Genomic DNA, 25,445 nt, shown 5'->3' on the forward strand with positions numbered 1-25,445 from the left:
GAACAGATTTGATGCAAAATAATAAATAAGCAGATAGTATTTCTCCTAAATATTATCTATAACAAAGCTTAACCGTAAAAAAAATTAGGATTAGCTTCCATATTTAACTTAATCGGAGCAGTGCCAGCGAGGCAGAAGCATTTGTTTTATTCAGGTCCGGAATAATCTGAAGTTCTAAGACTCTCATAGCCTTAAGGTCAACGTTATAGGTTTCAACTTCTGCTATGGTATGCGGGGGACTAAAGTTATATTGCTGCCGGACAATCTCCTGGTAAGACTTAGCCCCGGCAGGTAACCAGCGCAACAAAAACTCCTGTGTACGGGCTTGCTCTTCTTCCCGAAAGAAAAGCTGAATTTGCTTAACATTTTGTGGTTCATCAAACAGAAATCGGATACGCTGCTCCCCAGGTCGGGATGCCCGCCAGCCTTCTCCTTCAATAGGGGTAAACGCTAATTCAATGGGATGGGCTTCATCTTCCGACGTAAGTTCCACCTGAGCCAGTTGTGCCAGGTCTAACCAGCTTTCCGGAGATACATTCAGAAGCTGCTGATGTATTAGTTGTTTTTCCATAAACTTATCGCTCCAGTTCACTTTATATTTTAATTACATATTATTTAATTCCTTACCTTGGTGCGGCATGAACAGCTACATGTTTAACCTATCCTTTTCTGCTGTTGTTACGTTTTGTAGGAATATTTATTTTACTAAGTAGCCTACTAAAAAACTTACTTTACCCTTTTGTTTTAGATGGAGCTTTTTACTTAAGTTTAAGGGATAATTTCTAGAACCCGAATCACCTAAAAAGTTAATAATGGCAAAATTAAAGATTGGTATTATTGATTTGGTAAGTAAAGGCCCTACTAGTACTTTATGGGCCAGAGTAATGCATGCGAACCTGGCCAGCATTATGCCGCAGGTAGTAGCTACCTGGTGTGAGCAGGAAGGCCATGAAGTAACCTTGATTTGTTATACCGGTCAGGAAGACCTGCAAAAGGAGCTACCCCAGGGAGTTGACCTGGTATTTATTTGTTCCTTCACCCAAGCGGCTTTACTAGCTTATGCCCTGAGCAACTATTTTCGCAGTCAAGGTACCGTTACAGTTTTGGGCGGGCCACATGCCCGTTGTTATCCGGATGATGCGGTTAAATACTTTGACTATGTGCTGGGCTTCACCCATAAAGCTACCATCACGGAAGTTCTGCAGAATTGTGGTCCGCAGCGGCCAGAAGGCAAACACCTTTCCGCAGGGAGGCAGCCAGTCACCTTACCGGGCGTAAAAGAACGGTGGAAGTTTATCCAGCCTACTTTAAAGAAAGCGCCCTTTCTTCAGATGGTGCCCATGCTGGGAAGTGTCGGTTGTCCTTATACCTGTTCCTTCTGCATTGATGCTACGGTAGATTACCAGCCCCTGAATTTTGAGATAATAAAAGAGGACTTACGGTTTTTGTTGACTAAATTTAAGAAGCCCACTATTGGCTGGCATGACCCTAACTTTGGTGTACGCTTTGAAGCTAATATGGACGCGATTGCATCTGCGGCCCCGCTAAAAAGCTTTCGCTTTTTTGCGGAAAGCAGCCTTTCCATTCTCACCGAAGAGCACCTGAAGGTGATGCAACAGAACGGCTTTGATGCCTTGCTGCCGGGCATCGAATCCTGGCAGGAGTTGGGTAATAAATCCCGAACCTCCCGTATTGTTGGCGAAGAAAAGGTAAAGCGTATTTCGGAACATGTTAATATGATGTTCCGCTATGTGCCTTATGTACAGACTAACTTTGTCCTGGGGCTGGATAGTGATGCAGGAGACGAGCCCTTTGAACTAACCAAGCGTTTTGTCGATTTATCGCCAGCGGCTTTCCCCGGCTATTCGCTGTTAAGTGCTTTTGGGGAAGCCGCTCCGCTGAACCTGGAATACCAGCGGACCAATCGCGTGCTGCCTTTTCCTTTTCACTTTCTTAACAACCACTTGGCCATGAACCTAAAACCCAAAAACTACGAGTGGATTGAATTTTATGATAAAGTAATTGATTTAACTGCTTACACCTTCTCTAAGAAAGCCATTTACCAGCGTTTTAAAGCTAATTCCACCACTGCCTCCAAGTGGATGAACCTGATGCGGGTGGTTTCCTCGGAAGGGTATGGGCGCTTGCGTTTTTACAAGCAGGTGCGTAAAAACCTGGCAGCGGATAAAACTTTCCGGCAATACTTCGAAGGAGAATCGCAGCAATTGCCCGCTTTTTATAAAAGCATCATTCAAAAAGACTTAGGTATCTGGTGGCAGTGGCTTCCCGCTGGGGCTTTGGAACATAATCCGAATGCTTACCTGCTTAAAACTTCTCCTTCTTTGGTTTAACTTGTTTCCTTAACTGGTTAACGGGTCTATAAAGGGGTAACATAGCAGAAGTGGGTAGTAGGAATGGAAAGTTCGTTTCTAAGGTGTTTTCGATTATAGTCAGTCCATTAATAAACCCGGCTTTTTAATCTGGGAAATTATAATTGTAACCTTTTTAGCTTTTATTGTAAAAAAATGGAACGCTTATACCGGTTACTATGTAGTAGGTATATAATAAAGAACACCATATGAATAACGGAACAGTAAAATTTTTTAATGAACTGAAAGGTTTTGGGTTTATTAAAGAAGCAAATTCAGATCAGGACCACTTTGTCCATGTATCTGGCCTGATAGATGAAATCAGAGAAAATGACCAGGTAACTTTTGACCTGCAAGAAGGAAGAAAAGGGCTAAACGCAGTTAACGTGAAACTCGCTTAGTTTTAAGCTATACTTATTTTATAAAAGCCTTACTCCGGTAAGGCTTTTTTTATTGTCTAGACGGGCTAAAACTATCCGGCATGTCAGATTTAATATTTCATTTAATCATTTTTAATTAATCAGATGAACCGAAAATACTTAGTTGATACGACCACCCATGAGTACCTATGTGTAGGATTAAAAAAAGGACAGGATTGGGTAGAGAATAACCAGAAATCTTTAAAAAGCTTTATGAGCTCACGACCGGATAAGGACAAAGCAGACTTCCAACTGCTTGCCGGCGAATTTAATGATAATTCTTTTTTTGAAAAGTGGATACGCAATGGCACTAATTTCCTGTTCCAGTACTAACCCCCAACAGAAAGCCCGTTAATCAAAGAAAGAGTCCCGGTTCGGGCTAACACTAGACGTCCTATCGGAATGGTCACCGGTTTTCTTACTAGTCTATTAAGGAGGCGCTGAATAAGTGGCTTTTTTATCGCTAAGGTCTTTCAACCGTTACTCTCTGTATTTATAATTTAAGTCTTAAAGAAACCTGTTACTTAAAATAATATGGTAAAAGTAAAAGAAGTTGTATCCTTAGAGGATGTGAAGAAAGAAATGTTAGAATTCTGTTTACAGGCACAATGCCGGCCAGCCATTCTGGAACATATCTCGGCAGCTGGGACCTCGGTCCATTATACCAGGTTTATTGGGCAGTTACTAGCGCAACGATTTCTTAAAACTAACTTACAAGAAAAACGAAGCGCCCGCCAGGAAAAATATATAACTACTCAAAAAGGCTTAAACTACTTAAAAGCTATTGCTTATTGAATAGGTGCTTCTTTTCTTGAAAATTATGCTAGCCTCTATCTAATTGTAATGGAGAGGCACAAGCCTCTCTTTTACATATATCCGAATTAATGGTAGACGCTAAATAATTAAAGTTAATGATAATTTCTAATCCGGCATGTACCGGAGCTATAGATATCCTTAATAAATAGCTATTAATTTTTTAATTATTGCCCATGAAGCCTGCCGAAAAAGAGAGTAAAGTACAAATTAAAGAACTCATCGAGCTGAATGAGGAGCTGGAAAATTATTTCTCCAACACCATCATTCCGCAACTCTTCGTTGATGCTGATTTAAACTTGCGCAAGTTTACCCCACCGGCTATGAAGCAATTCAGCCTTTTGCCGGAGCATATTGGCCGTCCCATGGCTGAGATGGTGGACCATATCCGCTATTCCACCATTACCGAGAATATTCAGGCAGTAATTAACACCGGGGAAATTCTAGAGAAGGAAATTCAAACGACTGACCTGCGCTGGTTCCAAATGAACATTATTCCTTATTTGATTAAAAAGCAAAATAAAGCCAATGGGGTAATTATTACTTTCGTGGATATTACTGAGCGAATCAAAACCCTGCGGGAACTGGAGAAGCTCAATGCCTCCCACGAAACCTTTATTTATGCCGTTTCCCACGATTTAAAAGCACCCCTGGCTAATATTGAGGGGCTGGTGGCGCTTTTAATAGAAACTTCAGACGAGATAGTGGCTCGGGAAGGCGGAGATATAGAGGAACAAAAAATAGTGATGGGCTTGCTAAGTCAATCGGTTAAAAGCATGCGCAATATGATTGATGACCTTTCCGACATTGCCAAAATAGAAGGCAACTACCAGGAAACCGTAGAAAACATCCGTTTTGAAACAATTCTCCAGGAAGTGCAATGGACGCTTAAAGACAAAATCAAAGAAAGCCAAGCGCAAATTTGTATTGATATTCAGGCGCCAGAGATAAAGTTTCCCCGCAAAAATCTGCGCAGTATTATTTATAACTTGTTGAGCAATGCTTTAAAGTATACATCGCCGGGCAGGAATCCGGAGGTTTGGATAAAGACCATTAAGGAAAGTGAGATAGTGCAACTCTCGGTGAAAGATAATGGCCTAGGCATTACGCCCGAGCAACAAGAGCTTATCTTTGCGCAATATGCCCGGCTGAAAAAAGAGGGGGAAGGCACTGGAATAGGGCTCTACCTGGTTAAAAGGATTCTGGATAATGCCGAGGGCAAGATTAAGGTGCAAAGCAAACCAGGCGAAGGTTCGGAGTTTATCGTTTACCTAAAAGCAGGAACGCTTGGTTAGCTCCCAACTATTTTTGAAATAAATTATGTTTCAGTTAGGGCAAATTCAGTATTAAGCCCAAGATAGTCAAAAAGCGGTATACCAGGCATTGTTTCTAGTAAATTGAGCAGAACTTTTATTAAGCCTTTATTTAATACTCTTCCGCTAATAACCAATGCTGAAGGGTAACAAATTCACTCACAGACTGCAATAACTGTTCTGTTAGAAACTAAAATTATAACAGAATAATAAGCTTGCGAAAAAATAAAATTTATACTTATAAATTTCTATTACGATAGAAGTAATATTTGCCTTATGGTTTAACTATTGGTAATAACTGGTAAACTCATTTAATATTTTCTGCGGTACTCATGTTTTTTCTAACATGTTCTTAAGTTTAATTGCAATAAGTTGCCAATTTGCCAAGCCGTGCGAGTTAGATTTTCGGTGGTGTGGGCAAGGGCATCTTCCAGCGAAACGGGGCCGGTGCCTATCGGGAAAACCGCGTTAAAATATTCAAATAAAGCTAAATTTAGATTGGCGGGAATCTGGCCGGCTAAAGCTATTACCGGAATATTTTTTTCTTGCGCGTGTCGGGCTACGCCATAAGGGCCTTTGCCCGCGAGGGTTTGCTCATCTAAACCACCTTCGGCCGTTATTAATAAATCAGCGTTAGCGAGGGCTTCGTTAAAGCCGGTTAAATCAAGTAAATAATTTACGCCTGGTACTAAGTCAGCGTTCAACACGGCGGCTAAAGTAGCGGCAGTACCACCGGCTGCCCCGCCATGTACCCAATCAGCCATATCTTTGTTTAAAGCAGCTTTTAATACTTGGTTTAGCCGATTTAAACCTTGTTCCAGTAGCAAAACGGTTTCGGGATTGGCACCTTTCTGCGGCCCAAAAACCTGTGCCGCCCCTTTTGGCCCCAACAAAGGGTTTTCTACATCGCAGGCTACAGTTATATTACAGGTTAGCAGCCTTTCGTCTAAGGCTGTTAGATCGATGGATTGCAGGTTTAGTAAACCTTGCGCGCCTAATCCAATAGATTGCCCCTGATTATCTAAGAATTTTACGCCTAAGGCTTGCAATAGGCCTACACCCCCATCTACGGTAGCGCTATTACCCAAACCCATAATTATTTGCCGGCAGCCTAAATCCAACGCTTGTTTTATTAATTGGCCGGTGCCAAACGTAGACGCCTGCAATGGGTTTAGTTCGTGTTTTTGCAGCCACCGTAAACCCGAAGCCCGGGCTAGTTCCACAACTGCTACTTGGTCATCTTTAATCAACCCAAAGCTGGTGTTAATATTTCGGCCTAATGCATCTTGTACGGTGGCGGGTACCAATCGCCCGTTTAGTTGCTGCACCAGAATATCGGTTATGCCTTCGCCGCCATCAGCAATCGGAAACAAGGTGTACGTAGCCGCTAATTTGCTCTGTTGCAATCCGGTTTTAATGGCTTCGGCCACCGCAAAAGCCGATAAACTATGTTTAAAAGTATTAGGTGCAATGATAAGGTGCATCAGTTTGGTTATGATATCATTATCGGGCTACTTTCCTTCCTGTAAAAAGGTCTGAATATTTTGTGCTAATTTTTCAACCAGCAAAGTACGGGCTTCTACGCTGGCCCAGGCAATATGCGGGGTAAGTACCAACTTTTCTTTATGCTGAATATTTAAGAATGGGTTATTTGCTTCGATTGGTTCCTGTTCAAAAACATCCAGACCAGCCGCTAAAAGCAAGTTTTCGTTTAAAGCCCGAACCAAATCAGCCTCGTTTACAATGCCGCCCCTACCCACATTTATTAAAATGGCCGATGGCTTCAGGAGTTGCAGTCGGTTGTAGTGGAGCAAATTTTGGGTATATTCGTTTAAAGGCTCGTGAATGGAAATAATATCCGAAGTGCGTAAAAATTCTTCCAGTTCCAGGCGCTGGTAGGGCTGATTAGTGTTGCCGCCCGAAGCTGAATAATAAACTACTTCGGCGCCAAAAGCTTCGGCAATACGGGCAACCTGCCGCCCAATATTGCCTAAACCAATAATGCCAAACCTTTTGTTTTTAATTTCCCGGAACGGATGATTTAAGTGCGTAAAAATCTCGCTTTGGGCATATTCACCCTGTTTAACATAATTATCGAAATAAGGTAGCTTGTGCAATAAATGCAGGAGCATGGCAAAGGTTAATTGGGCTACGCTCGCCGACGAATAATCTACCACGTTTTTTACCACAATGCCGCGTTCAGCGGCAGCTACTTTATCTATATTATTGGTACCGGTAGCAGCTACACAAATTAACTTTAAGTTGGTGGCCGCTTCCAGCGCCGGTTTATCCAGGTTTACTTTATTTACAATAATAATATCAGCCTCTTTTATCCGCGCGGGTACTTCGGCCGGCGTGGTTGTTTCGTAGTAAGTAACGTTGCCATGTTGTTCGAGTAAGTGCAAATTGGGCACCTCCCCCATGGTTTTCAGGTCCAGGAAAACAATTTTCATAGTATTGCGGGTATTATCTTATTTTTTTGCGACTTATACATTAAGCCACCGATTGGACCGACAGCAAACCGGTGCGCCGCAGCAAAGCTTCCGGCGATGGCTCTTTGCCCCGAAATCTTTTGTATAATTCCATTGGCGGTTCGCTGCCGCCCGCCGATAAAATATGTTTTCGGAACAAGGTAGAAGTTTCGCGGTTAAATACGCCGTTTTCCTGGAAGAACTCAAAAGCATCGGCATCCAGCACTTCGGCCCACTTATAACTATAATAACCCGACGAATAACCGCCCTGAAATATATGCGAAAACGAACAACTAATATTGGTACCGGGCACCAAAGGTAATATTTCGGTTTCCTGCAGCACCTGGTTTTCAAAATTAATAACATCCGAAATGCTTTCGGGAGCAGCAGTGTGCCAGGCCATATCTAGCCGGGCTAACCCTATTTGCCGCACCGTTGCATAACCCGCCATAAAATTGGAGCTGTCTTTTATTTTTTGTACCAATTCTGCCGGAATCAGTTCGCCGGTTTCGTAATGCCGCGAGAATAAATCCAGGCACTCTTTCTCGTAGGTCCAGTTTTCCATTACCTGCGAAGGCAGTTCTACAAAATCCCAGAAAACGTTGGTACCGGTTAAGCTGCCGTAGGTGCCGTTAGCCAGCAAACCATGCAAGGCGTGCCCGAATTCGTGGAATAAGGTTTTAACTTCATTAAAAGTAAGCAGCGATGGTTTGGTTGGCGTGGGTTGGGTAAAGTTGCAAACAATGGCAATGTGCGGCCGCTGGTCCTGGCCATTTTGCTTTTGCTGTCCGCGGAACGAAGTCATCCAGGCGCCGTTGCGTTTACCTGGCCGCGGAAAAAAATCAGCGTAAAATATACCCAGGTGCTCGCCCGATTCTTCGGTAACCTCGTAAACTTTAACATCGGGGTGGTAAGTATCTACGGCAGTATTTTCTTTAAAACTCAGGCCGTACAATCGGTGTGCTACCTTAAATATTCCTTGAATTACGTTCTCCAGCTTAAAGTAAGGCTTCAGTACTTCGTCGTCGATGGTAAATTTTTCTTTCTTTACTTTTTCGGAATAATAAGTAATATCCCAACGCTGCAAAGTTTCCGGGCCGTGGTTTAGGGCCGCATAAGCGCTAATGGCTTCCAGTTCCTGACGGGCCGCCGGCTTTGCGTATTTTAACAGATTATCCAGAAAATCCATTACTTTACCCGGCGATTGCGCCATGCGTTCCTGCAACACGTAATCGGCGTGCGAGATAAAGCCCAGTAGCTTGGCGCGAGCATGCCGCAGTTTAACCAGTTCTAATATTATCTGGCGGTTATCGTTTTCGTTGGCTTTGCAGGCGCGGGTAGCATAAGCCTGGTATAATTTTTCGCGCAGCTCCCGGTTTTGCGCATACGTCATAAACGGCAAATAGCTGGGCGCTTGCAACGTAAAAACCCATTGTCCGGCTAATCCTTTTTCCTGTGCCGCCTGGGCAGCCGCCTCCACCACACTTTCGGGTAAGCCGGCTAAATCGGCAATATTCGTAACCGGCAGAAAATAATTATTTGTTTCGCTTAGTACATGCTCGCCAAATTCCAACGATAATTGCCCTAATTGCTGATCTATCTGGCGTAATTGCTTTTTTTCGTCTTCATCCAGGTTGGCGCCGTTCCGGATAAAACTTTTGTATAATTTATCTAATAAAGTTTTCTGTTCGGTGTTCAAATCCAGGGTTGCGCGCTGCTCGTAAACTACCCTTACCCGACTAAATAACTGCTGGTCTAAGGTTATGTCGTTGGCGTAGGCGGTAAGCAACGGCGATATTTCTTTGGCTAATTGCTGAATTTCCGGACTGGTTTCGGCGGCATTCAGATTAAAGAATATGCGGGAAATGCGGTCTACCAATTCGCCGCTACGCTCTAGTTTTTCGATGGTATTGTTAAAATCAGGCGCTGCCGGGTTGTTAATAATAGCGTTAATTTCCTGTTTTCCTACCTGTATAGCCTCTTTTAATGCCGGCAAAAAATCTTCGTTTTTAATTTGATGAAAGGGAACGGTATTAAAAGGAGTACCAAACTCTTCGAGTAATATATTCATCTAAGTTTTAAAGCTTTCTAGTTAATAATTTTATTTCTACGCAAGCAGCAGGCCACACAGGTATAAATATTTTCTAAAAATAGCGACAAAACTCCTAAATCAAGGTTGCAGGACAAAAAATTATTAGACAAATACCTTATTTATAAGGATTCTGCGCTTCTGATTTGAGCCGGAACAAACCAACTACAAGCAATCTGCTACTAAACCTCAAGCAAACCGATTAATGGCGGTAGCCTTTGGGTGTTAGCTGTTAATATTTGGGGAATAAATATTTCCAATATTTGGAAAGAAAGGCAGAATTTTACCATTTTGCCCGGTAAAATATTGACAGGGTTATTTTTAAATTTTTCCATATTCTGGAAAACTTACTTATATAAAGAAAGTAGCATACCAACTCCATTTATTCTGGCCCTAATTTTGAGTAGATATTTAGATAATGCAGGTTACCTGTTTTATAAACAAATGCACTAGTCTAATTATAAAACAATAGTTAAGGTAGTTCGGGCTTAACCTATTTAATTTAAAAATATTAAGATAAGGTTGATTTTTTAAAAGATAAAACCTTGATTTTTACACCTTTTACGTACATATAAAACATCATATATATATTATCATTATTTCTGCGGAAAATATTTGGATATTCAAATTTAACTATTTAAAATTGCATAGAAATTATAATTTATTAAACGGCATAAACCAGTAGTTAAAAATAATTCTAATTAACTTTAAAGAAGTAACTGGTTAAATAGTTTAAAATCATTATATAATTTATATATTTAAATATTATTACATATTAATTAATATTAGCTTTAATAAACTTTATTAACCTGTAAAAGCAAAACCTGATTAATTTTTTACCGTTAATTTATCCTAAACCGCACCTGATAACATTAAATAAATATTCATTTATGAAAAAGACTTTACTTTCCTTACTGTTTTTATCTTTCTTCGCTTACCAAGCTAATGCCCAGCAAATCTCCGAATCGGCTGAAAAACGAATTGCTTTAATTACCCGGGTTATGGCAGCAGAACTGGGATTAAACGAATCGGAGTACATCCGCTTAAAATCTTTAAACCGCGAAAGAATTGTAAAAGGCGATGAAATTTCGGAGTTCTATAACAACAACCCCGATTTAAAAACCAGGAAGCTAATGGAACTGGAAGCCAGCTTCGATAAAAAATTTAAGGCCATGTTAAACCCCATTCAACTAGCTGCTTACGCTGCTTACAAACACGACCCGGAGTCGGATTTGGCTTTAAAAGAAAAAGACAAAACGGCTAATACCACGCAGAAGTAGCGTTATAAAAAACTAGTAAAAAAAAGCAGCTTGTATCCAGGCTGCTTTTTTCATTTTATCCGGAACATACCGTTATTATTTTTATTAAGTCTGGCCCGATAAACAAAACCATTATTAGGTTGTTTGGGTTTTTAGGTACCTTTACAGCGAATAAAATTATAAAAGTATGCGGGTAATTATTATTGGCAATGGCGTTACGGGGGTTACCGCAGCCACTACTATCCGCAAACTCGACCCTACGGCCCACATAACTATTATATCAGCGGAGTCGGAACATTTTTTTTCGCGTACCGCGCTTATGTACTTGTACATGGGCCACATGCAGTACCGGCATATAAAGCCTTACGAAGATTGGTTCTGGCCCGAAAGAAATATTAATTTACTTCACGCGGCGGTTCAATCTGTTGATTTTAATGCCAAGCAGGTTATACTGGAAAACCACACCAGAATAGACTATGATAAACTGTTACTGGCTACCGGCTCCTTGCCCCGCACGTTGGGTATACCCGGCGAAAACCTGGCTGGTGTACAAGGATTTTACAGTCTGCACGATTTAGCGCAACTAGAACAATATTCTGCTAATATACCCCGGGCGGTAATTGTGGGCGGTGGCCTGATTGGCATAGAATTGGCAGAAATGTTTTATACCCGCTGCATACCCGTAACTTTTCTGGTGCGCGAACCATATTACTGGGGAAATATATTGCCGGAGGCGGAAGGTACGTTAATTCAGGAGCACATTCGGGCACACGGCATAGATTTAAGGTTAAATACAACTGTAAGCGAAATTACCGGAGATGCAGAAGGCCGGGTTAAAAGCATTATAACCAACAAAGGCGAAGAAATTGCCGCTAATTTGGTGGGTGTAGCCGTTGGGGTTAAACCCAATGTCAGCTTTTTAGAAAACAGCGATTTAAAAATAAACCGGGGCGTATTGGTGAATCAATATTTGGAAACCAACCTGCCTGATGTTTACGCCGCCGGCGATTGCGCCGAAATTCTGCCGGAACCAGAAAACAAGCCTGTGGTAGAACAATTGTGGTATACCGGCCGCATGCAAGGCGAAACCGTAGCCCATTCTATCTGCAACCGCCGTACGGTTTATAACCGGGGCATTTGGTTTAACTCGGCCAAGTTTTTTGATATTGAATACCAAACCTACGGCCAGGTACCGGCCGTGCCCGCGCCCGAAACAGATTCGTTGCTGTGGCAACATCCGAAAGAAAAAAAATTAGTCCGGATTAATTATCACCAGCCTTCCGGTAAAGTACTTGGTTTTAACTTATTGGGTATTCGTTACAGGCACGAAGTGTGCGAAAAATGGCTTAAAGAAGAAAAGCCTATCTCCTACGTGTTAAAACACTTGCGCGAAGCCAACTTCGACCCGGAGTTTTACCGCCGCCACGAAAAAGAAATAATCCGCACATTTAGTCGGCAGCTTTCGGCCGTACTCTCGTAAAAGAAAAAGCGCAAAATGGCTTTTACTAAAAGTTGTAAAAATGAAATGGTCTAAAATATATAGTTTTAAAGAAATGAACTCCTACCAGTATATTGCCGTGGTAGGGTTAATTATGACGCTAGCGGCGCACCTGATTTTATGGCTGCAGCAGAAAGAAGTTCAAACTTTTTGGGCTTTATACGTTTGCTGGGCCGTATTATTTATTCTGGGCAGCATCGCCAACATTAATAGCAAACCCGGCGAAGGGCATCACCATCACCACCATCATTAAACCATATATGCCAACCTCCGATCAAAGCCTGGCCATTGGCTATAACTACCACGATCAAACAGATACTTTGCAAAAGGTAGGCTTAACCATTTTTACGTTGGGTTTGCTGCTGTTATTCCTGCCTTCCTTACCCGTAAGTTCTGTTTTGGGCCAGGGCTTATTCTGGAGCGGTATCGGACTTTCCTTGCTGGGTTTAGTATTATATTTAATTCAAACGTACCAGAAGAGTCATCCTGGGGTCAGAAACAATGGCGTTTGGCTAAGGGGCTCTACCTCCCGCGGCAATATTGCCTGGGTAACCGCCGTAGGCCTCACTGGTTTCTATATTATATTATATTGGTTTCCGTTTCTAATAGAGCCCCAAATTCGCGCGCTCGATTCATTTAGCCAGTGGCTGCGGAATAAGCCAGCCGACCATTGGCTGCTGTACGGCACTTTTTACACAATTGCCATATTAATTATGGGGTTGCGCGCGCTTCTAAAATACCGCCACAGCCCTTACCAAATAATCCGGACACTTTCGGTTATGTTTTTCCAACTGGGCTTAGCTTATCTTATTCCTTATACCCTGCAAAAACTGAACGAACCGGAATTTTATTTTAGTTATTTCTGGCCCTTGAAATACGATTATTTATTTCCGGGTACGGTCGGTTATTTGGTAAACGAGCCGGGTGCGTTGGGTGTATTCATGGTTTTTTGGTCGGCGGTTATTTCGCTGGTAGGCGTGCCCATATTAACTTATTTTTTCGGGAAACGCTGGTATTGCAGTTGGGTTTGCGGGTGCGGCGGCTTAGCCGAAACCGCCGGCGATCCTTACCGGCAACTTTCCGATAAATCGCGGGCGGCCTGGCAGTGGGAAGTAGCCATTATTTACCCCGTTCTGGGCTTTATTGTAATTACCACTTTATTACTTTGGATAAATTCTTTCATGAGCGGCGGCTTACTGGGTTCTTTGTCTGATGGCTTTGCCCAAACGTATGGCTTTTTTGTTGGGTCTATTTTTTCGGGGGTTATTGGCGTAGGTTTTTACCCGATTATGGGCAGCCGGGTATGGTGCCGGTTTGGTTGCCCCATGGCTGCTTATTTAGGTCTTTTACAAAAGCATTTTTCCCGTTTCCGGATTACTACCAACGGCGGACAGTGTATTTCTTGCGGTAATTGTTCTACTTATTGCGAAATGGGCATAGATGTGCGTTGGTACGCGCAACAAGGCCAGCCTATTATCCGGTCGTCGTGTGTGGGTTGCGGTATGTGCGCTACGGTTTGTCCCCGGGGTGTACTTAACCTGGAAAATGGCCCACGGGAAGGCCGCTACCAACCAACAACGCTCATCTCACCAGAGAACCTCCGCATTTTAAGTTAGTATTTTAGAATAATTTAAAGATAACACCGGAGCAGTACTTATAAACTTTTTCTTTACTTCAGAAAAGGGAGCAAAGCTTTGTGAAAAGCTTCTGTTGCTTCCAGATGCGGAATGTGGCCCACTTTGGGCATTTCTATCAGTTTTGCATTTTTGATAGCAGCGGCTGTTTTCTTGCCTAAAGTTGGATAATGGCCCGCTTTCGCCAGCACGTCTTTATCTTTAATTAATGCTTTTCCTACCACCGTCCGGTCTTCCTGACCAATAATCACCAAAGTCGGTGCTTTTACATCCGGAAATTCATATACTACCGGCTGCTGGTAAATCATCTCGTAAGTCTGGGCCGAAACCAGCGCAAGCGTAGGATAATCGGCACTCCTGGTTTGGGCACCCGGCACTTGTACCCATTCGTCAAAAGCAGGTTGCCAGGAAACGTAATAAGTCTGGTGGTATTTGCGGGTAGATTCTTCGGTGGTTTTTAACTCTTGCTGGTAAGTTTGGGAAAAGGTTCGGTAAGGTACTAGCCGCCGGTAATCTTCCAGGCCGATGGGGTTTTCAAGCACCAGTTTAGCCGTTGTTTCGGGGTATAGCAGCGCGAAGCGGGTAGCCAGCATCCCTCCCATCGAATGCCCCACAACTGCAGCTTTCTTAATATCCAACGTATCGAGCAGCTTTTTTGTGTTATAAGCTAACTGATGAAAACTGTAATGCAGGGGTGTCTTGCTCGATTTGCCAAACCCTACCTGGTCGGGCACAATTACCCGAAAGTTATTTTGCGTTAGAAATCGAATGGTTTGTACCCAATAAGCACCAAAAAAATTCTTCCCGTGCAACAACATCACCACCGGCGCATTTACCATTTTATTTGCCGGCGGCACATCCATGTAAGCCATCCGAACTTCCTTATCTTCTACCTTCAGATTTAAATATTTAACCGGGTAAGGATAGTTGTATTGGCTCAGAACTGCATCGTATACCGGCTTTTCTGTAGCCGGCTTATGTTGGGCATTTACATATTCCGATAAAGTGGAAAATATTAAAAGAAGCAAAAAGGAATATTTAGTTAAACCCATAACCTTGGTAGTTTATACAATAATTCTTCTTGTATACGCTGTTCGCGGAGCGGGTTAATTAAATTTTATTACAAGTAGCTAGGTTCCTGATAAATATTTATCTTAACCAACTCTAATCTTTTCAGATGAAAGCAAACCTGGCATTAAGCGTATTATATTTTCTGTTTTTCAGTTTACCCATACTTGCACAGGCGCAGGTAAAACAAAATAAGGTACCGCCAAAGCAGGCGGTTGCGGTTCCTACTGATTCTTTAAAAACTGCCCTGGAAATAATTCTACAGGAAGATCAGGGTGTGAGAAAGAAACTGAGCACAACGCCACCATCAGAAAGAATGCAGCTTTTCCGGGAAATGCGGCAGGTCGACTCAGCAAACCAGGTAAAAGTTAAAGCTATTCTAAACCGTTATGGCTGGTTGCCCCAAAGCAAAGTAGGTGAGAAAGCGGCCGATGCTATATTTTTTGTGGTGCAGCATGCCGATACCTACCTGATGGAGAAATATTTACCGGAGTTGCAACGCTGGGCCCAACTGGGCGAAGCCAGAAAAACGCACGCTGCCATGATGGAAGACCGTATTTTGATGAACCAGCGCAAGAAACAAATATATGGTACCCAAGCCTTTAGTAATCAGTTAACGCAAGGCCGGTTTTTAATTTGGCCTATCGCCGATTACCCCAATGTAAACAAACGCCGGCAAGAAGCCGGCTTTGATACAACGGTTGAAGAAAATGCCAAGCGGCTTAACTCCATTTACAATCCTTCCGAAATAATTCCGGGTTTACTGGCAGAATAAACTTACTGCTGCATATTTATAAGCGGCAATATTGGCAACTTAGGCCAAAGTCTTTAAAATTTCCAGAGTACCGCTAACGTGTTCCAGCGGCTTTAGCTGCGAGTTAAAAGCGTACCGTACTATTCCGGCTTTATCAATTAAATAAGTTACACGGCCCGGCACAATGCCAAAAGTGCGCGGCACGCGGTAAAGCTTCCGGACTTCGCCTTTGGCGTCGCTGAGCAAGGTAAAAGGCAGCCGGTGTTTTGCCGAAAACTGTTGATGCGATTCGGCATCGTCTGAACTTACACCCACCACTTCGGCATTACTTTCCCGGAAAATTTCGTATTGGTCGCGGAACGAACAAGCCTGGGCTGTACAGCCCCGGGTATCGTCTTTGGGGTAAAAATATAAAACCACATTACTTTCCCGGAGCACTTCACTTAACCGGAATATTTCGCCGGTGGCCGTTTGTAAACTAAAATCAGGAGCGCTATCGCCAACTTTTAACATATAAATTAATTATTTTATCTCTTTAACTATTTTGGGACCTCCTTGTTTTACTTCCGCTTTCGAATTGTAATTGTAGCCGTTTACCCCAAGCAATATTTCTAAAGAACCAAAGGTAAACATTTCGGTAAAGATTAATGCTTATATAGATTTACTGGTCAGTTAGATTAAATAAATTTATCTATATATTAATGAATAAATTAACGGAGGCGAAGCACCTGTTAAGCTTAATTAAATTGCGCATCTTTGCCGAACCAAAAAATATTACATGCCCCTGATTAATGTTATAATACCTGCTTACAACGAAGAAAAATCCATTGCGAAAGTTATCCGGGATATACCAGTAGGTTTAATTAATGATATTATTGTGGTAGATAATAATTCGGAAGACAACACTTTTGCGACAGCGCAAGCAACTGGCGCTACCGTTTTAAAAGAACCCCGGCAGGGCTACGGGCAGGCTTGCCTCACCGGAATTGCTTATGCCCTAAATAAACCGGCCCATCTGCGGCCCGAAATTATTGTTTTTATAGACGGCGATTACTCCGACTATCCCGAAGAAATGCCCAAAGTGCTGCAACCAATTCTGGAAGATAAAGCCGATATGGTAATTGGCTCCCGCGCCCTGGGTAACCGCCAAAAAGGCGCCATGACACCGCAGCAGCTATTCGGCAATTGGCTCGCCACATCTTTATTAAAATTTCTGTACAACGCGCAGTTTACCGATTTAGGACCATTCCGCGCCATCCGGACCGACAACTTAGTACAGTTAGGCATGCAAGACCAGAACTACGGCTGGACAGTAGAAATGCAGGTAAAGGCGGCCAAGCAAAAACTCCGGTTTACCGAAGTGCCCGTAACTTACCGCAAACGAATTGGATTTTCTAAGATTTCGGGTACGGTAAAAGGCACGGTTATGGCGGGCTATAAAATTATCCTGACTATTTTCAGATATTTGTAGTTTATAGCCTGCCATGAAGAGCCTGGAAATATTTGTTTTTGTGGTTTACAGCCTGTGCCTGACTTTTATATTTTTATATAGTCTGGTGCAACTGCAACTGGCGTGGCTTTATTTCCGGTCAAAAAAAAACAAAGCAGTTACCCCTGCTCCTGCTTTACCCACCAATTGGCCCTTGGTTACGGTACAATTGCCTTTGTACAACGAAATTTATGTTACCGAACGATTGCTGGACTGTATAATGGCGCTGGACTACCCGCCGGAAAAATTACAAGTGCAGGTGCTGGATGATTCTACGGATAACACAACGGCGCTGGTAGCAGCAAAAGTAGCTGCCTACCAGGCAGCCGGCCGCAATATTACCCACGTGCGCCGCCCTAACCGGACCGGCTACAAAGCCGGCGCTTTACAATACGGGTTAGCTTCAGCCACCGGCGAGTTTATTGCCGTATTCGATGCCGATTTTTTACCCAAGCCCGATTTCCTGCAGCAAACGATTCCGGCTTTTGATGCACCACATATTGGCGTGGTGCAAACCCGTTGGGGACACCTGAACCAGGATTACTCCATATTAACCCAATTGCAGGCTTTTGGCTTAAATGCGCATTTTACCGTGGAGCAAACGGGTAGGTCGGTGGGCGGGCATTTTATTAATTTTAACGGCACGGCCGGAATTTGGCGTAAAAGCTGTATTCTGGATGCTGGTGGCTGGCAACCCGATACCTTAACCGAAGATTTGGACCTGAGTTATCGCGCCCAACTTAAGAACTGGCGGCTGCGTTACCTCGAAAACGTAGAAGCTCCGGCCGAACTGCCCGCCGCCATGAACGCCATTAAATCGCAGCAATTCCGCTGGACCAAAGGCGCCGCCGAAACGGCCCGCAAACACCTGAAAGAGGTTTTATTTTCGAACCTTACTTGGGGCACTAAAGTAAATGCCTTGTTTCATTTGCTCAACAGCAGTGTTTTTGTGGCCTTGTTAATTGCCGCCATTTTAAGTGTGCCGGTAATATTTTTTATCCGGGATATTTCAGTCTATAATCCGTTGTTTTCCATTCGCGGGCTTTACCTGATTAGCTTGGTGGCCTTAATTTTATTTTACTGGCTATCTTACCAGCAACTTAACGCTTACCGGCCTAAAAGCATTTTATCTTTTATATCTAAATTATTCTTTTTTCTGGTTTTTTCAATGGGTTTATCGCTACACAACAGCATTGCCGTAATAGAAGGCTTTCTCGGAAAAAAAACCCCGTTTATCCGTACACCCAAATTTAATATCAGGTCGGTGCAGGACCGCTGGCAGAACAGCCGCTACGCGGTAAAGAATATTTCGGTTTTAGCTTTTCTGGAAGGTTTGCTGTGTTTGTATTTTTTATTTGGAGTTTACCTCGATTTCCGGTTGCAGAGCTACGGCACTTTACCGTTCCACGTTATGCTTAGTCTGGGTTTCGGGTCAGTTTTTTATTATTCCCTTAAACATAGCCAGTAAAATCCGGATGCAGCCAAAAAGCAAATGGTTTGTGGGATTGGTGGTATTCTTTTCGGCGCTGGCTTATATTGGCCTGGCTTATTTTACCCCACGCACCGCTTTTTGGCAACTATTAAGTTTATTGGTAATAGCCTTTGCGGGTTATTACTTTTTATTACGTAGTCAATTACCGGTAAAAGCTGGTTTGCTCATTGCTATTGGTTTCCGGCTAATTTTTTTATTCGCTTATCCCCGCCTTTCCGATGATTATTTCCGGTTTATTTGGGACGGCACGTTGCTTACCCACGGCGAAAACCCATACCTGCACCTCCCCAGCTATTACCGCCAACCCGAAAATATTATCTTAATTCCGGAACTTACCCACAGTTTTTTCCAGCGCCTCAATTCGCCGCAATATTACTCGGTGTACCCGCCGGTTTGCCAGGCATTTTACGGATTAGCTAATTATATAGGTGGTACCAGCTTCTGGTTAAACTGTTTGGTTTTGCGTTTATTTATTTTGCTCGCCGAACTAGGTTCTTTTTTTTGCTTATCCCGGATATTGCGTTTTTTACGTCTGCCGCAACGGCAAATTGGGTGGTACGCGCTCAACCCGCTAATTATTTTAGAACTTACCGGTAACCTGCACCCGGAGGCCTGGTTAATAGTTGCCCTGTTGGCTAGTTTTTACCTGCTTTTGCTTAAGCGCAATATTTTATCGGCTATATTGTTTGGGTTAGCGGTTGGGGTAAAATTATGGCCCTTGTTGTTTTTGCCCTTAGTGTGGCAACGGCTGGGCTTCAAAAATTTTCTGGTTTATGGTGTTTTGGTAATGCTGGTAGTGGCAGCTTTATTTCTGCCGTTTGTTTCCCCGGCGTTAATTCAGAATATTTTTAACAGTGTAAACCTGTATTTTCAGAAATTTGAATTTAATGCCAGTTGGTATTATCTGCTAAGGTGGGTAGGGTTTCGCTTATTTGGGTACAACGATATTGCGCGGATTGGCCCTTTTCTTTCGCTGCTCACTTTTGCCGGAATATTGTACCTGGCTTTGAAGAAAAATATACCAGTAAAGCAATCGCCCCGCGTTTGGTGGAATCTACTAATATTTGCGTTTACCTTATATTTGGCCTTGGCTACTGTGGTGCATCCGTGGTATATTACTACCCTGGTAGCTTTGGCAACTTGCAGCAACTGGCGCTACCCAATTGTTTGGTCGGCGGTAAGCTTTTTATCTTATGCTACCTACCGCACCAACGCTTATTCCGAAAACCTCTGGTTTACCGCGCTGGAATACGTGGTTGTTTATGGTTATATTATCTATGAATTTCGTACCAGGCACTTGCTATCAAACACAACCCAAGAGTAAGGCTAATTATTTTTGCCTGTTGCTCAAAATTTAATAGATGAGGTTCAAGCAATCCACACTTGTTATTCAGGAAGAACCTATTTAGCAGATAACCAAATAGTTTCCTCCTGAATGACAAATGTGCACACCATAGCCTTATAAACAAAATACGAGCAAATATTGCGTAAAATCGCTTATAAGTGCGGGCAATAATTAATTATTACCTTATCAGCTATTTTCCGGCGCGGAGATTTCGAGTAAAGGGCGCATCAAAAATTCTTTAAAAGGCTTGGCCTGTTGCATGGCTTGCAGTACTACTTCTAAAGCATTATTTGAGGTTAAAAGCGCATCGGGAAGCGCATGGGAAACCATCCAGCTTTTATGCCGCAGGTACGGCAAAGCCGGGTTATCTTTCTCGTAACCTTTGGGGTTGGTTTTTAACGTTTCGCCTTCTACTCCTTTAAAATATTTTTTAAACGCCGGAGCTGCCAATAATTCCTGAAACTCGGCTAAATTATAATCTATTTCCTGCCGTACGGCTTTCAAAAATTCGGCGGGCGGCATCCACAAGCCACAGGCAATAAACGAATTATTATGTGGGCTCAGATGCAGGTAATAACCCGGCAAAATAGATTTACGGCCGCCTTCGGCCAGGTAAGCGCCGTAATGATCTTTGTAAGGATTTTTATTTTTAGAAAAACGCACATCGCGGTAAATTCGGAAAACCAAGTCTTTGGCTTGCTGCCCCATAGCCAAAGGTTCAAAAGCCGCCGCGCCAGCCAGCATTCCTTCTAAAAACTGAAAAAAATCTGTCCGGCTGGCTTCGTACCGGTTTTTATTTTCGGCGAACCACTCGCGGGTATTATTTTGCTGTAAATCCGAAATAAAATGGAGCGTGGCCTTATCTATATTATTTTTCATGTACTATTTTAGTCTTTAATTTTTCATTACTCCGGCCGCAAGCACTTAAATATTCACCAAAGCACTTTTATTTATTTTTGCCAGTAAGCATAACGCTTCACTTCCTTTAATTGCAGGGTGCGGCCGTCCCAGGTTTGCTGCTTCACTAAAATATTCGGGTATTCTTTCCGGAACCAGTATATATTTTCTTTATCAGGGGCAAGCTTAACCTTAACCCGCCACAAATTATCGTTAGCCCCGGTATTATCCGAAATAATAAAAAAAGAAGCCTGGTAAACGGTGGGCTTATTTGCTTTATTGGTTTGTAATAGCTCGGCGATACTGACCATACCGGTTAAGCCTTCTTTAAACCGCAGGCTGCGCAAGGTGTACGGCAGTTGATCTTCAAATAAAATATCCTGGGGTAATTCTGCTTGTCCGGTGCCTTGTTCGTCCCAGTAAGAGTTAAAATTATAACTAAAATTATTGCCGGTATTAGTAATGGCTTTAAACGTATTGCCGCACCACTCCTGCGACGAACTGGTAATTTTGTGTACGGTTACCGGGTTCTCGCGCCGAAAAAACAACGAAGTAAGGTAATGGTAAGGATAATTTTCGGTGGGTATGCGGCAAAACTGATTGACCTTCAAGACCGGAAATAAATCGGAGCGGTTATAATCGTCGGTTTTTACGTTGTGGGCCTGGTTAAAATCTTCTTTAACCGTAATTAAAGTATATTCAAAAGCGCGGGGCTGCTTGTACACTACCCTTTCGGCCTGGTAAATTGCCACTTCGGCCAAGCCATCGTCCCAGAATTTATTTTGCGCCCAATCCGGGTTAAAGTAAGCTTGCTGCGCCTCCGAAAGATTATTTGGTTCCAGCCGGCCCACACAACTGCTTATGCCCAAGCAAGTAACACAAAACCAATATAAGCTTGACCAGGAAATAAAAGAACCAACTTGCTGCTTCATTATGCTATACCAACAGGATATTATATAAATAATTTTAAACGGCGACAGAACTTGCCGGAAATTAATCTAAGAAAAACAACCACCCCTACCCCTCCTAAACTTAGGCGGGGAACTAAGTTACCTTTTTCGGCAATATTTAATCCCGATAAATTGAGATGTTATCTATACAAAGGTAAAAAAGGGCTATAGATTTTCATCTAAAGCCCTTCGGGATAATATCAGATAAATTAATCGTAAACGCTATATTTTGCCCATTACGTACATTTCTGCCAGCGTAGGATTAATACTGCCGCCTTTAGGTTCCAGGGTAATGGCAAATGCCTGGGCCTGTTGCACATCTTTCATGTGGTGCAGGTCTGTAGCAATATTGGGGCCGCTTACCAAACCCGCATCTAAAGGTTTGCCATCTACCAAAGCCCACAACTGGTATTGCTTATTGGCAGGTGGGGTAGGCAAATTATCTACGTTTAAGTAAACATCTTTGGTGAGCCGGTGCCAGTAAACCGTTACCCGCGCATCCGGCGATTTTTCTACGCCCTTTAATTCAACGCGCAACGTATTGGCATCGCTCATTAAAGTTAGTACCTTTTGGTTTTGCGCTAGTTTTTGCTGAACCTGCTGAATATTCTGGGCATATTGCTGTTGAGTATTTAAAGCAATCTGCAAGCTTTCATCTGCTTTTTTCCAGTTCTGGTAAAAGTAAATGCTCAGGGCATTGCTCAATACTAATAAAACAAGCGCCGCCGCAACTACCCACTTAAACGCCATACTGGCGGCGGCCTGATTAGCCGACCGGCCAAATGGAATTATTTTGGCGTCCGGTTCCGGTCCGGTAATTGTTTCGGCCTGGTAATTATTATTTACTGCCTGCTTAGCTTCGGGTTGAAAAACGGCTTGCAGTACTTTATTTTTTAAAGCCGGCGGTGGCGTTACCGCGTGCATTTCGGCATATCGGTCCAGGGTGCGGGTAATTAAGGCTAACTCCTGCTTAACTGCCGGGTATTGCGCCGCCACCTGCTCTACTTCGGCCCTTTCGGCCGCCGTAAGCACTCCGGCAGCATACAACTCCAGCACTCCAGACGATATGTATTCTTCTATATTCAATTTTAACTTAATAATTTAATCAGGAATTTCATGGCAGCCCGTGTCCTGGTTTTAACGGTTCCCAACGGAATAGCCAGCTCCTCGGCCACTTCGCTTTGGGTATATCCGTCAAAATACATCATATCAATAATTTTTCTTTGGTCCGGGTTTAGCTTGCCAACCAAATCTTTAATGCCTATATCATCGGGCCGCACCTCATAACCCGAATGTAGCTGGTTTACCGGACTAACATCTATCGACCTTTCTTTAGAACCTACGCGGAATTCTTTCGACCGGATTTTATCAATGGCCGCATGACGCGCAATATTTATTATCCAGGTAAAAAGACGCCCCTTTTCTTTGTTATACTGCCCAATAGAAGACCATATTTTCACAAAAGTTTCCTGCATAACATCTTCGGCCACCACTTCCGATTTTACAATCCGGAGAATAATGCCGTACAGCGCCGCCGAGTATTTATCGTACAAGATAGTCATGGCGGCCTCTTCGTGGAGTTGCAACCGTTGAACCAGTTCTTCTTCAGAAACAGATATATTTTCTTGGGGAGACAAAAGCTTTATTTTATGTGCGAATATAAAGATTATTTGGTAACCTGAACGTAACAGATGAGTAACATAATCCCAATAACCAAAAAGCGCATAGTTTGTTTACTATTCTTAAGCATATAACTATAGATTTTTATAAATGGTTATATATGCTTTAGGCTGATTAAAATTAGAGCACCTTATGAAAATTAGATCAATAAATCCGGCAGATAATACTGTTCTGAAAACTTACGATTACCTGACCGATGCCCAACTGGAAAATGCCCTGGCCAAAGCCGATTCAACTTTTAAAAACTGGCGGCAAACTTCTTTTGCCGAGCGCTCCCAATTAATGCTTAAATGCGCCGATTTACTGGAACAGGATAGCCGCCACTACGCTGAGCTCATGACGCTGGAGATGGGCAAACCCATTAAGCAGGCCATTGGCGAAGTAAATAAATGCGCTGCCGTTTGCCGGTACTACGCCCATCACGCCGAAGGCTTCCTGCAGGACGAAATAATGGAAGCCGAAGCTTCTAAGTGTTTTGTATCGTACGAGCCCCTGGGCGCGGTGCTGGCCATTATGCCCTGGAATTTTCCGTACTGGCAGGTATTCCGGTTTGCGGCACCGGCTCTTATGGCGGGTAACGTTGGTATTTTAAAACACGCCTCCAACGTACCCCAGTGCGCGCTGGCCATCGAAGAAGTTTTTTTAAGAGCAGGTTTTCCCGAAGGTGCATTTACCACCTTGCTGGTACCTACAAATAAAATAGAACAAATTATTAAAGACGACCGGGTAAAAGCCGTTACCTTAACCGGCAGCGAAGGCGCCGGCTCCAGCGTAGCCCAACTGGCCGGCCGCGAAATAAAGAAAACGGTTCTGGAACTGGGCGGCAGCGATCCTTTTATTATTCTGGCCGATGCCGACCTGGAAAAAGCAGCCGAAACCGCCGTGAACTCCCGTATGATTAACACCGGCCAAAGTTGCATTGCCGCCAAACGCTTTATGGTAGAAGCCCCTATAGCCGATGCTTTTCTGCAAAAAATGAAAACTTTGATGCAGGCTAAAAAAACCGGTAACCCGCTGGATGATGACTGTGATTTTGGCCCGATGGCCCGGCACGATTTAGCCCGCGAATTGCAGAAACAAGTAGATGTATCGGTGGCGAACGGCGCTACAATATTTTTAGATGGTGGCCACCAAAACCCCGACACCGCCTATTTCTACCCCATGATTTTAACAAATATTAAACCCGGTATGCCCGCATACGAAGACGAATTGTTTGGCCCGGTAGCCTTGGTATTTGTGGTACCAGACGCACAGGAAGCCATCCGGATTGCCAACGACCACCGCTACGGGTTAGGCGCTACCATTTTTACCCAGGATGTAACCAAAGGCGAAAAATTAGCCCGGCAAATTGAATCGGGTAATGTATTTATTAATGCCATGATGCAATCTTCGCCGGGCATTCCGTTCGGGGGCATTAAAAAATCAGGTTACGGCCGTGAACTTTCCTTTGTCGGCATCCGCGAATTTGTAAACCAAAAAACCATCTGGGTTGGTTAAATCAGACCAAGAAACCAAAATATCATTAATATTAAAGATAATACTTAATTAATACTTTTATCAAGTAGGTAATGCGCCATCTACAGGCGTCATCCTGAGCTTGTCGAAGGATCTAAATTTAACTTTATAATACTGTTATAGATCCTTCGACAAGCTCAGGATGACTAATAATGTACCCTTAAGTGCAGGTTTGGTTTTTTAATGGTATAATTAATTAAGGTTAACCATTATTTGCTTGTATAATTTATTAGTCTTTGAAGTCCTCAGTTGTTTTGCAGGAAGAAGTATTGTAGCCGGTAGCAAAATAGTTTACTTCTGAATAACAACTGTGGGGTACTTAAACCTTTTTTTAATATTTGCCTGAAGCCAGAAATATATATTGTTACTTCTTCTACCTTCCGGGATTAA

General features: G+C 43.0%; 24 protein-coding genes. 14 read left to right on the forward strand and 10 right to left on the reverse strand.

Translation table 11 applies throughout. The annotated features are described in order from the left end of the window. Positions 1-103 precede the first annotated feature (103 nt). Positions 104-571, reverse strand: coding sequence for an anaphase-promoting complex subunit 10 family protein (locus F0145_RS14180; protein ID WP_150089073.1), 468 nt, complete (start codon positions 569-571; stop codon positions 104-106). A gap of 241 nt (positions 572-812) precedes the next feature. Here F0145_RS14180 and F0145_RS14185 point away from each other — a divergent pair, with 241 nt between their 5' ends. From F0145_RS14185 to F0145_RS14205, 5 genes are all read left to right on the forward strand, one after another. Continuing rightward, complete coding sequence (locus tag F0145_RS14185; RefSeq protein WP_150089074.1) at positions 813-2,351, forward strand: B12-binding domain-containing radical SAM protein; 1,539 nt, start codon at positions 813-815, stop codon at positions 2,349-2,351. 227 nt (positions 2,352-2,578) lie between these two features. Beyond that, entirely contained in the window at positions 2,579-2,770 is a 192-nt protein-coding gene (locus F0145_RS14190; RefSeq protein WP_150089075.1) for a cold-shock protein, read from the forward strand. Between the two features lie 123 nt (positions 2,771-2,893). After that, positions 2,894-3,121 (forward strand): hypothetical protein, encoded by a 228-nt coding sequence (locus tag F0145_RS14195; RefSeq protein WP_150089076.1) that lies wholly within the window; start codon positions 2,894-2,896, stop codon positions 3,119-3,121. Positions 3,122-3,322: 201 nt separating this feature from the next. Continuing rightward, on the forward strand, positions 3,323-3,583 hold the full coding sequence (locus F0145_RS14200; protein WP_150089077.1) for a hypothetical protein: 261 nt from the start codon (positions 3,323-3,325) through the stop codon (positions 3,581-3,583). Between the two features lie 194 nt (positions 3,584-3,777). After that, positions 3,778-4,896, forward strand: coding sequence for a sensor histidine kinase (locus F0145_RS14205; RefSeq protein ID WP_150089078.1), 1,119 nt, complete (start codon positions 3,778-3,780; stop codon positions 4,894-4,896). 359 nt (positions 4,897-5,255) lie between these two features. On the opposite strand, the gene F0145_RS14210 is transcribed toward F0145_RS14205, so the two are convergent. The 3 genes from F0145_RS14210 to F0145_RS14220 are packed head-to-tail and all read right to left on the reverse strand — an operon-like array spanning position 5,256 to position 9,456. Continuing rightward, on the reverse strand, positions 5,256-6,398 hold the full coding sequence (locus tag F0145_RS14210) for a glycerate kinase family protein (RefSeq protein ID WP_150089079.1): 1,143 nt from the start codon (positions 6,396-6,398) through the stop codon (positions 5,256-5,258). Between the two features lie 27 nt (positions 6,399-6,425). Next, positions 6,426-7,367: a D-2-hydroxyacid dehydrogenase gene (locus F0145_RS14215; protein ID WP_150089080.1), complete on the reverse strand. Its 942-nt coding sequence runs from the start codon at positions 7,365-7,367 to the stop codon at positions 6,426-6,428. Positions 7,368-7,407: 40 nt separating this feature from the next. Then, positions 7,408-9,456, reverse strand: coding sequence for a M3 family metallopeptidase (locus tag F0145_RS14220; protein WP_150089081.1), 2,049 nt, complete (start codon positions 9,454-9,456; stop codon positions 7,408-7,410). 908 nt (positions 9,457-10,364) lie between these two features. Between F0145_RS14220 and F0145_RS14225 the strand changes: the two genes are divergently transcribed. The 4 genes from F0145_RS14225 to F0145_RS14240 all read left to right on the forward strand — a co-directional run bounded on the left by F0145_RS14225 (position 10,365) and on the right by F0145_RS14240 (position 13,847). After that, positions 10,365-10,754, forward strand: a complete 390-nt coding sequence (locus tag F0145_RS14225) for a hypothetical protein (RefSeq protein ID WP_150089082.1) — start codon at positions 10,365-10,367, stop codon at positions 10,752-10,754. A 166-nt stretch (positions 10,755-10,920) separates the two neighbouring features. Continuing rightward, entirely contained in the window at positions 10,921-12,213 is a 1,293-nt protein-coding gene (locus F0145_RS14230) for an NAD(P)/FAD-dependent oxidoreductase (RefSeq protein ID WP_150089083.1), read from the forward strand. Between the two features lie 40 nt (positions 12,214-12,253). After that, entirely contained in the window at positions 12,254-12,484 is a 231-nt protein-coding gene (locus F0145_RS14235) for a hypothetical protein (RefSeq protein ID WP_150089084.1), read from the forward strand. 7 nt (positions 12,485-12,491) lie between these two features. Beyond that, on the forward strand, positions 12,492-13,847 hold the full coding sequence (locus tag F0145_RS14240; RefSeq protein WP_150089085.1) for a 4Fe-4S binding protein: 1,356 nt from the start codon (positions 12,492-12,494) through the stop codon (positions 13,845-13,847). A 53-nt stretch (positions 13,848-13,900) separates the two neighbouring features. On the opposite strand, the gene F0145_RS14245 is transcribed toward F0145_RS14240, so the two are convergent. Next, positions 13,901-14,917 (reverse strand): alpha/beta fold hydrolase, encoded by a 1,017-nt coding sequence (locus tag F0145_RS14245; protein ID WP_150089086.1) that lies wholly within the window; start codon positions 14,915-14,917, stop codon positions 13,901-13,903. Positions 14,918-15,042: 125 nt separating this feature from the next. Between F0145_RS14245 and F0145_RS14250 the strand changes: the two genes are divergently transcribed. Beyond that, positions 15,043-15,708, forward strand: a complete 666-nt coding sequence (locus F0145_RS14250) for a DUF6624 domain-containing protein (protein WP_150089087.1) — start codon at positions 15,043-15,045, stop codon at positions 15,706-15,708. 39 nt (positions 15,709-15,747) lie between these two features. On the opposite strand, the gene F0145_RS14255 is transcribed toward F0145_RS14250, so the two are convergent. Next, entirely contained in the window at positions 15,748-16,200 is a 453-nt protein-coding gene (locus F0145_RS14255; RefSeq protein ID WP_150089088.1) for a peroxiredoxin, read from the reverse strand. 265 nt (positions 16,201-16,465) lie between these two features. Here F0145_RS14255 and F0145_RS14260 point away from each other — a divergent pair, with 265 nt between their 5' ends. The 3 genes from F0145_RS14260 to F0145_RS14270 are packed head-to-tail and all read left to right on the forward strand — an operon-like array spanning position 16,466 to position 19,992. Next, on the forward strand, positions 16,466-17,158 hold the full coding sequence (locus tag F0145_RS14260) for a glycosyltransferase family 2 protein (protein ID WP_150089089.1): 693 nt from the start codon (positions 16,466-16,468) through the stop codon (positions 17,156-17,158). Positions 17,159-17,171: 13 nt separating this feature from the next. Then, positions 17,172-18,644 carry a cellulose synthase family protein gene (locus F0145_RS14265; RefSeq protein WP_150089090.1) on the forward strand — a complete coding sequence of 491 codons (1,473 nt, stop codon included), beginning with the start codon at positions 17,172-17,174 and terminating at the stop codon, positions 18,642-18,644. A 7-nt stretch (positions 18,645-18,651) separates the two neighbouring features. Beyond that, positions 18,652-19,992, forward strand: a complete 1,341-nt coding sequence (locus F0145_RS14270) for a hypothetical protein (protein ID WP_150089091.1) — start codon at positions 18,652-18,654, stop codon at positions 19,990-19,992. Positions 19,993-20,199: 207 nt separating this feature from the next. On the opposite strand, the gene F0145_RS14275 is transcribed toward F0145_RS14270, so the two are convergent. From F0145_RS14275 to F0145_RS14290, 4 genes are all read right to left on the reverse strand, one after another. After that, complete coding sequence (locus tag F0145_RS14275) at positions 20,200-20,892, reverse strand: DUF2461 domain-containing protein (RefSeq protein WP_150089092.1); 693 nt, start codon at positions 20,890-20,892, stop codon at positions 20,200-20,202. Positions 20,893-20,963: 71 nt separating this feature from the next. Then, positions 20,964-21,842, reverse strand: coding sequence for a hypothetical protein (locus F0145_RS14280; protein ID WP_150089093.1), 879 nt, complete (start codon positions 21,840-21,842; stop codon positions 20,964-20,966). 240 nt (positions 21,843-22,082) lie between these two features. Further along, positions 22,083-22,946: an anti-sigma factor gene (locus F0145_RS14285; RefSeq protein WP_150089094.1), complete on the reverse strand. Its 864-nt coding sequence runs from the start codon at positions 22,944-22,946 to the stop codon at positions 22,083-22,085. A gap of 2 nt (positions 22,947-22,948) precedes the next feature. Then, the gene (locus tag F0145_RS14290; protein ID WP_223816063.1) at positions 22,949-23,497 is read right to left on the reverse strand and encodes an RNA polymerase sigma factor; all 549 of its coding nucleotides are present in this window, start codon (positions 23,495-23,497) and stop codon (positions 22,949-22,951) included. A 175-nt stretch (positions 23,498-23,672) separates the two neighbouring features. Between F0145_RS14290 and F0145_RS14295 the strand changes: the two genes are divergently transcribed. Then, positions 23,673-25,037, forward strand: a complete 1,365-nt coding sequence (locus tag F0145_RS14295) for an NAD-dependent succinate-semialdehyde dehydrogenase (protein ID WP_150089095.1) — start codon at positions 23,673-23,675, stop codon at positions 25,035-25,037. Positions 25,038-25,445 lie beyond the last annotated feature (408 nt).

The organism is Adhaeribacter rhizoryzae, from assembly GCF_008629685.1.
GTDB classification, from domain to species: domain Bacteria; phylum Bacteroidota; class Bacteroidia; order Cytophagales; family Hymenobacteraceae; genus Adhaeribacter; species Adhaeribacter rhizoryzae.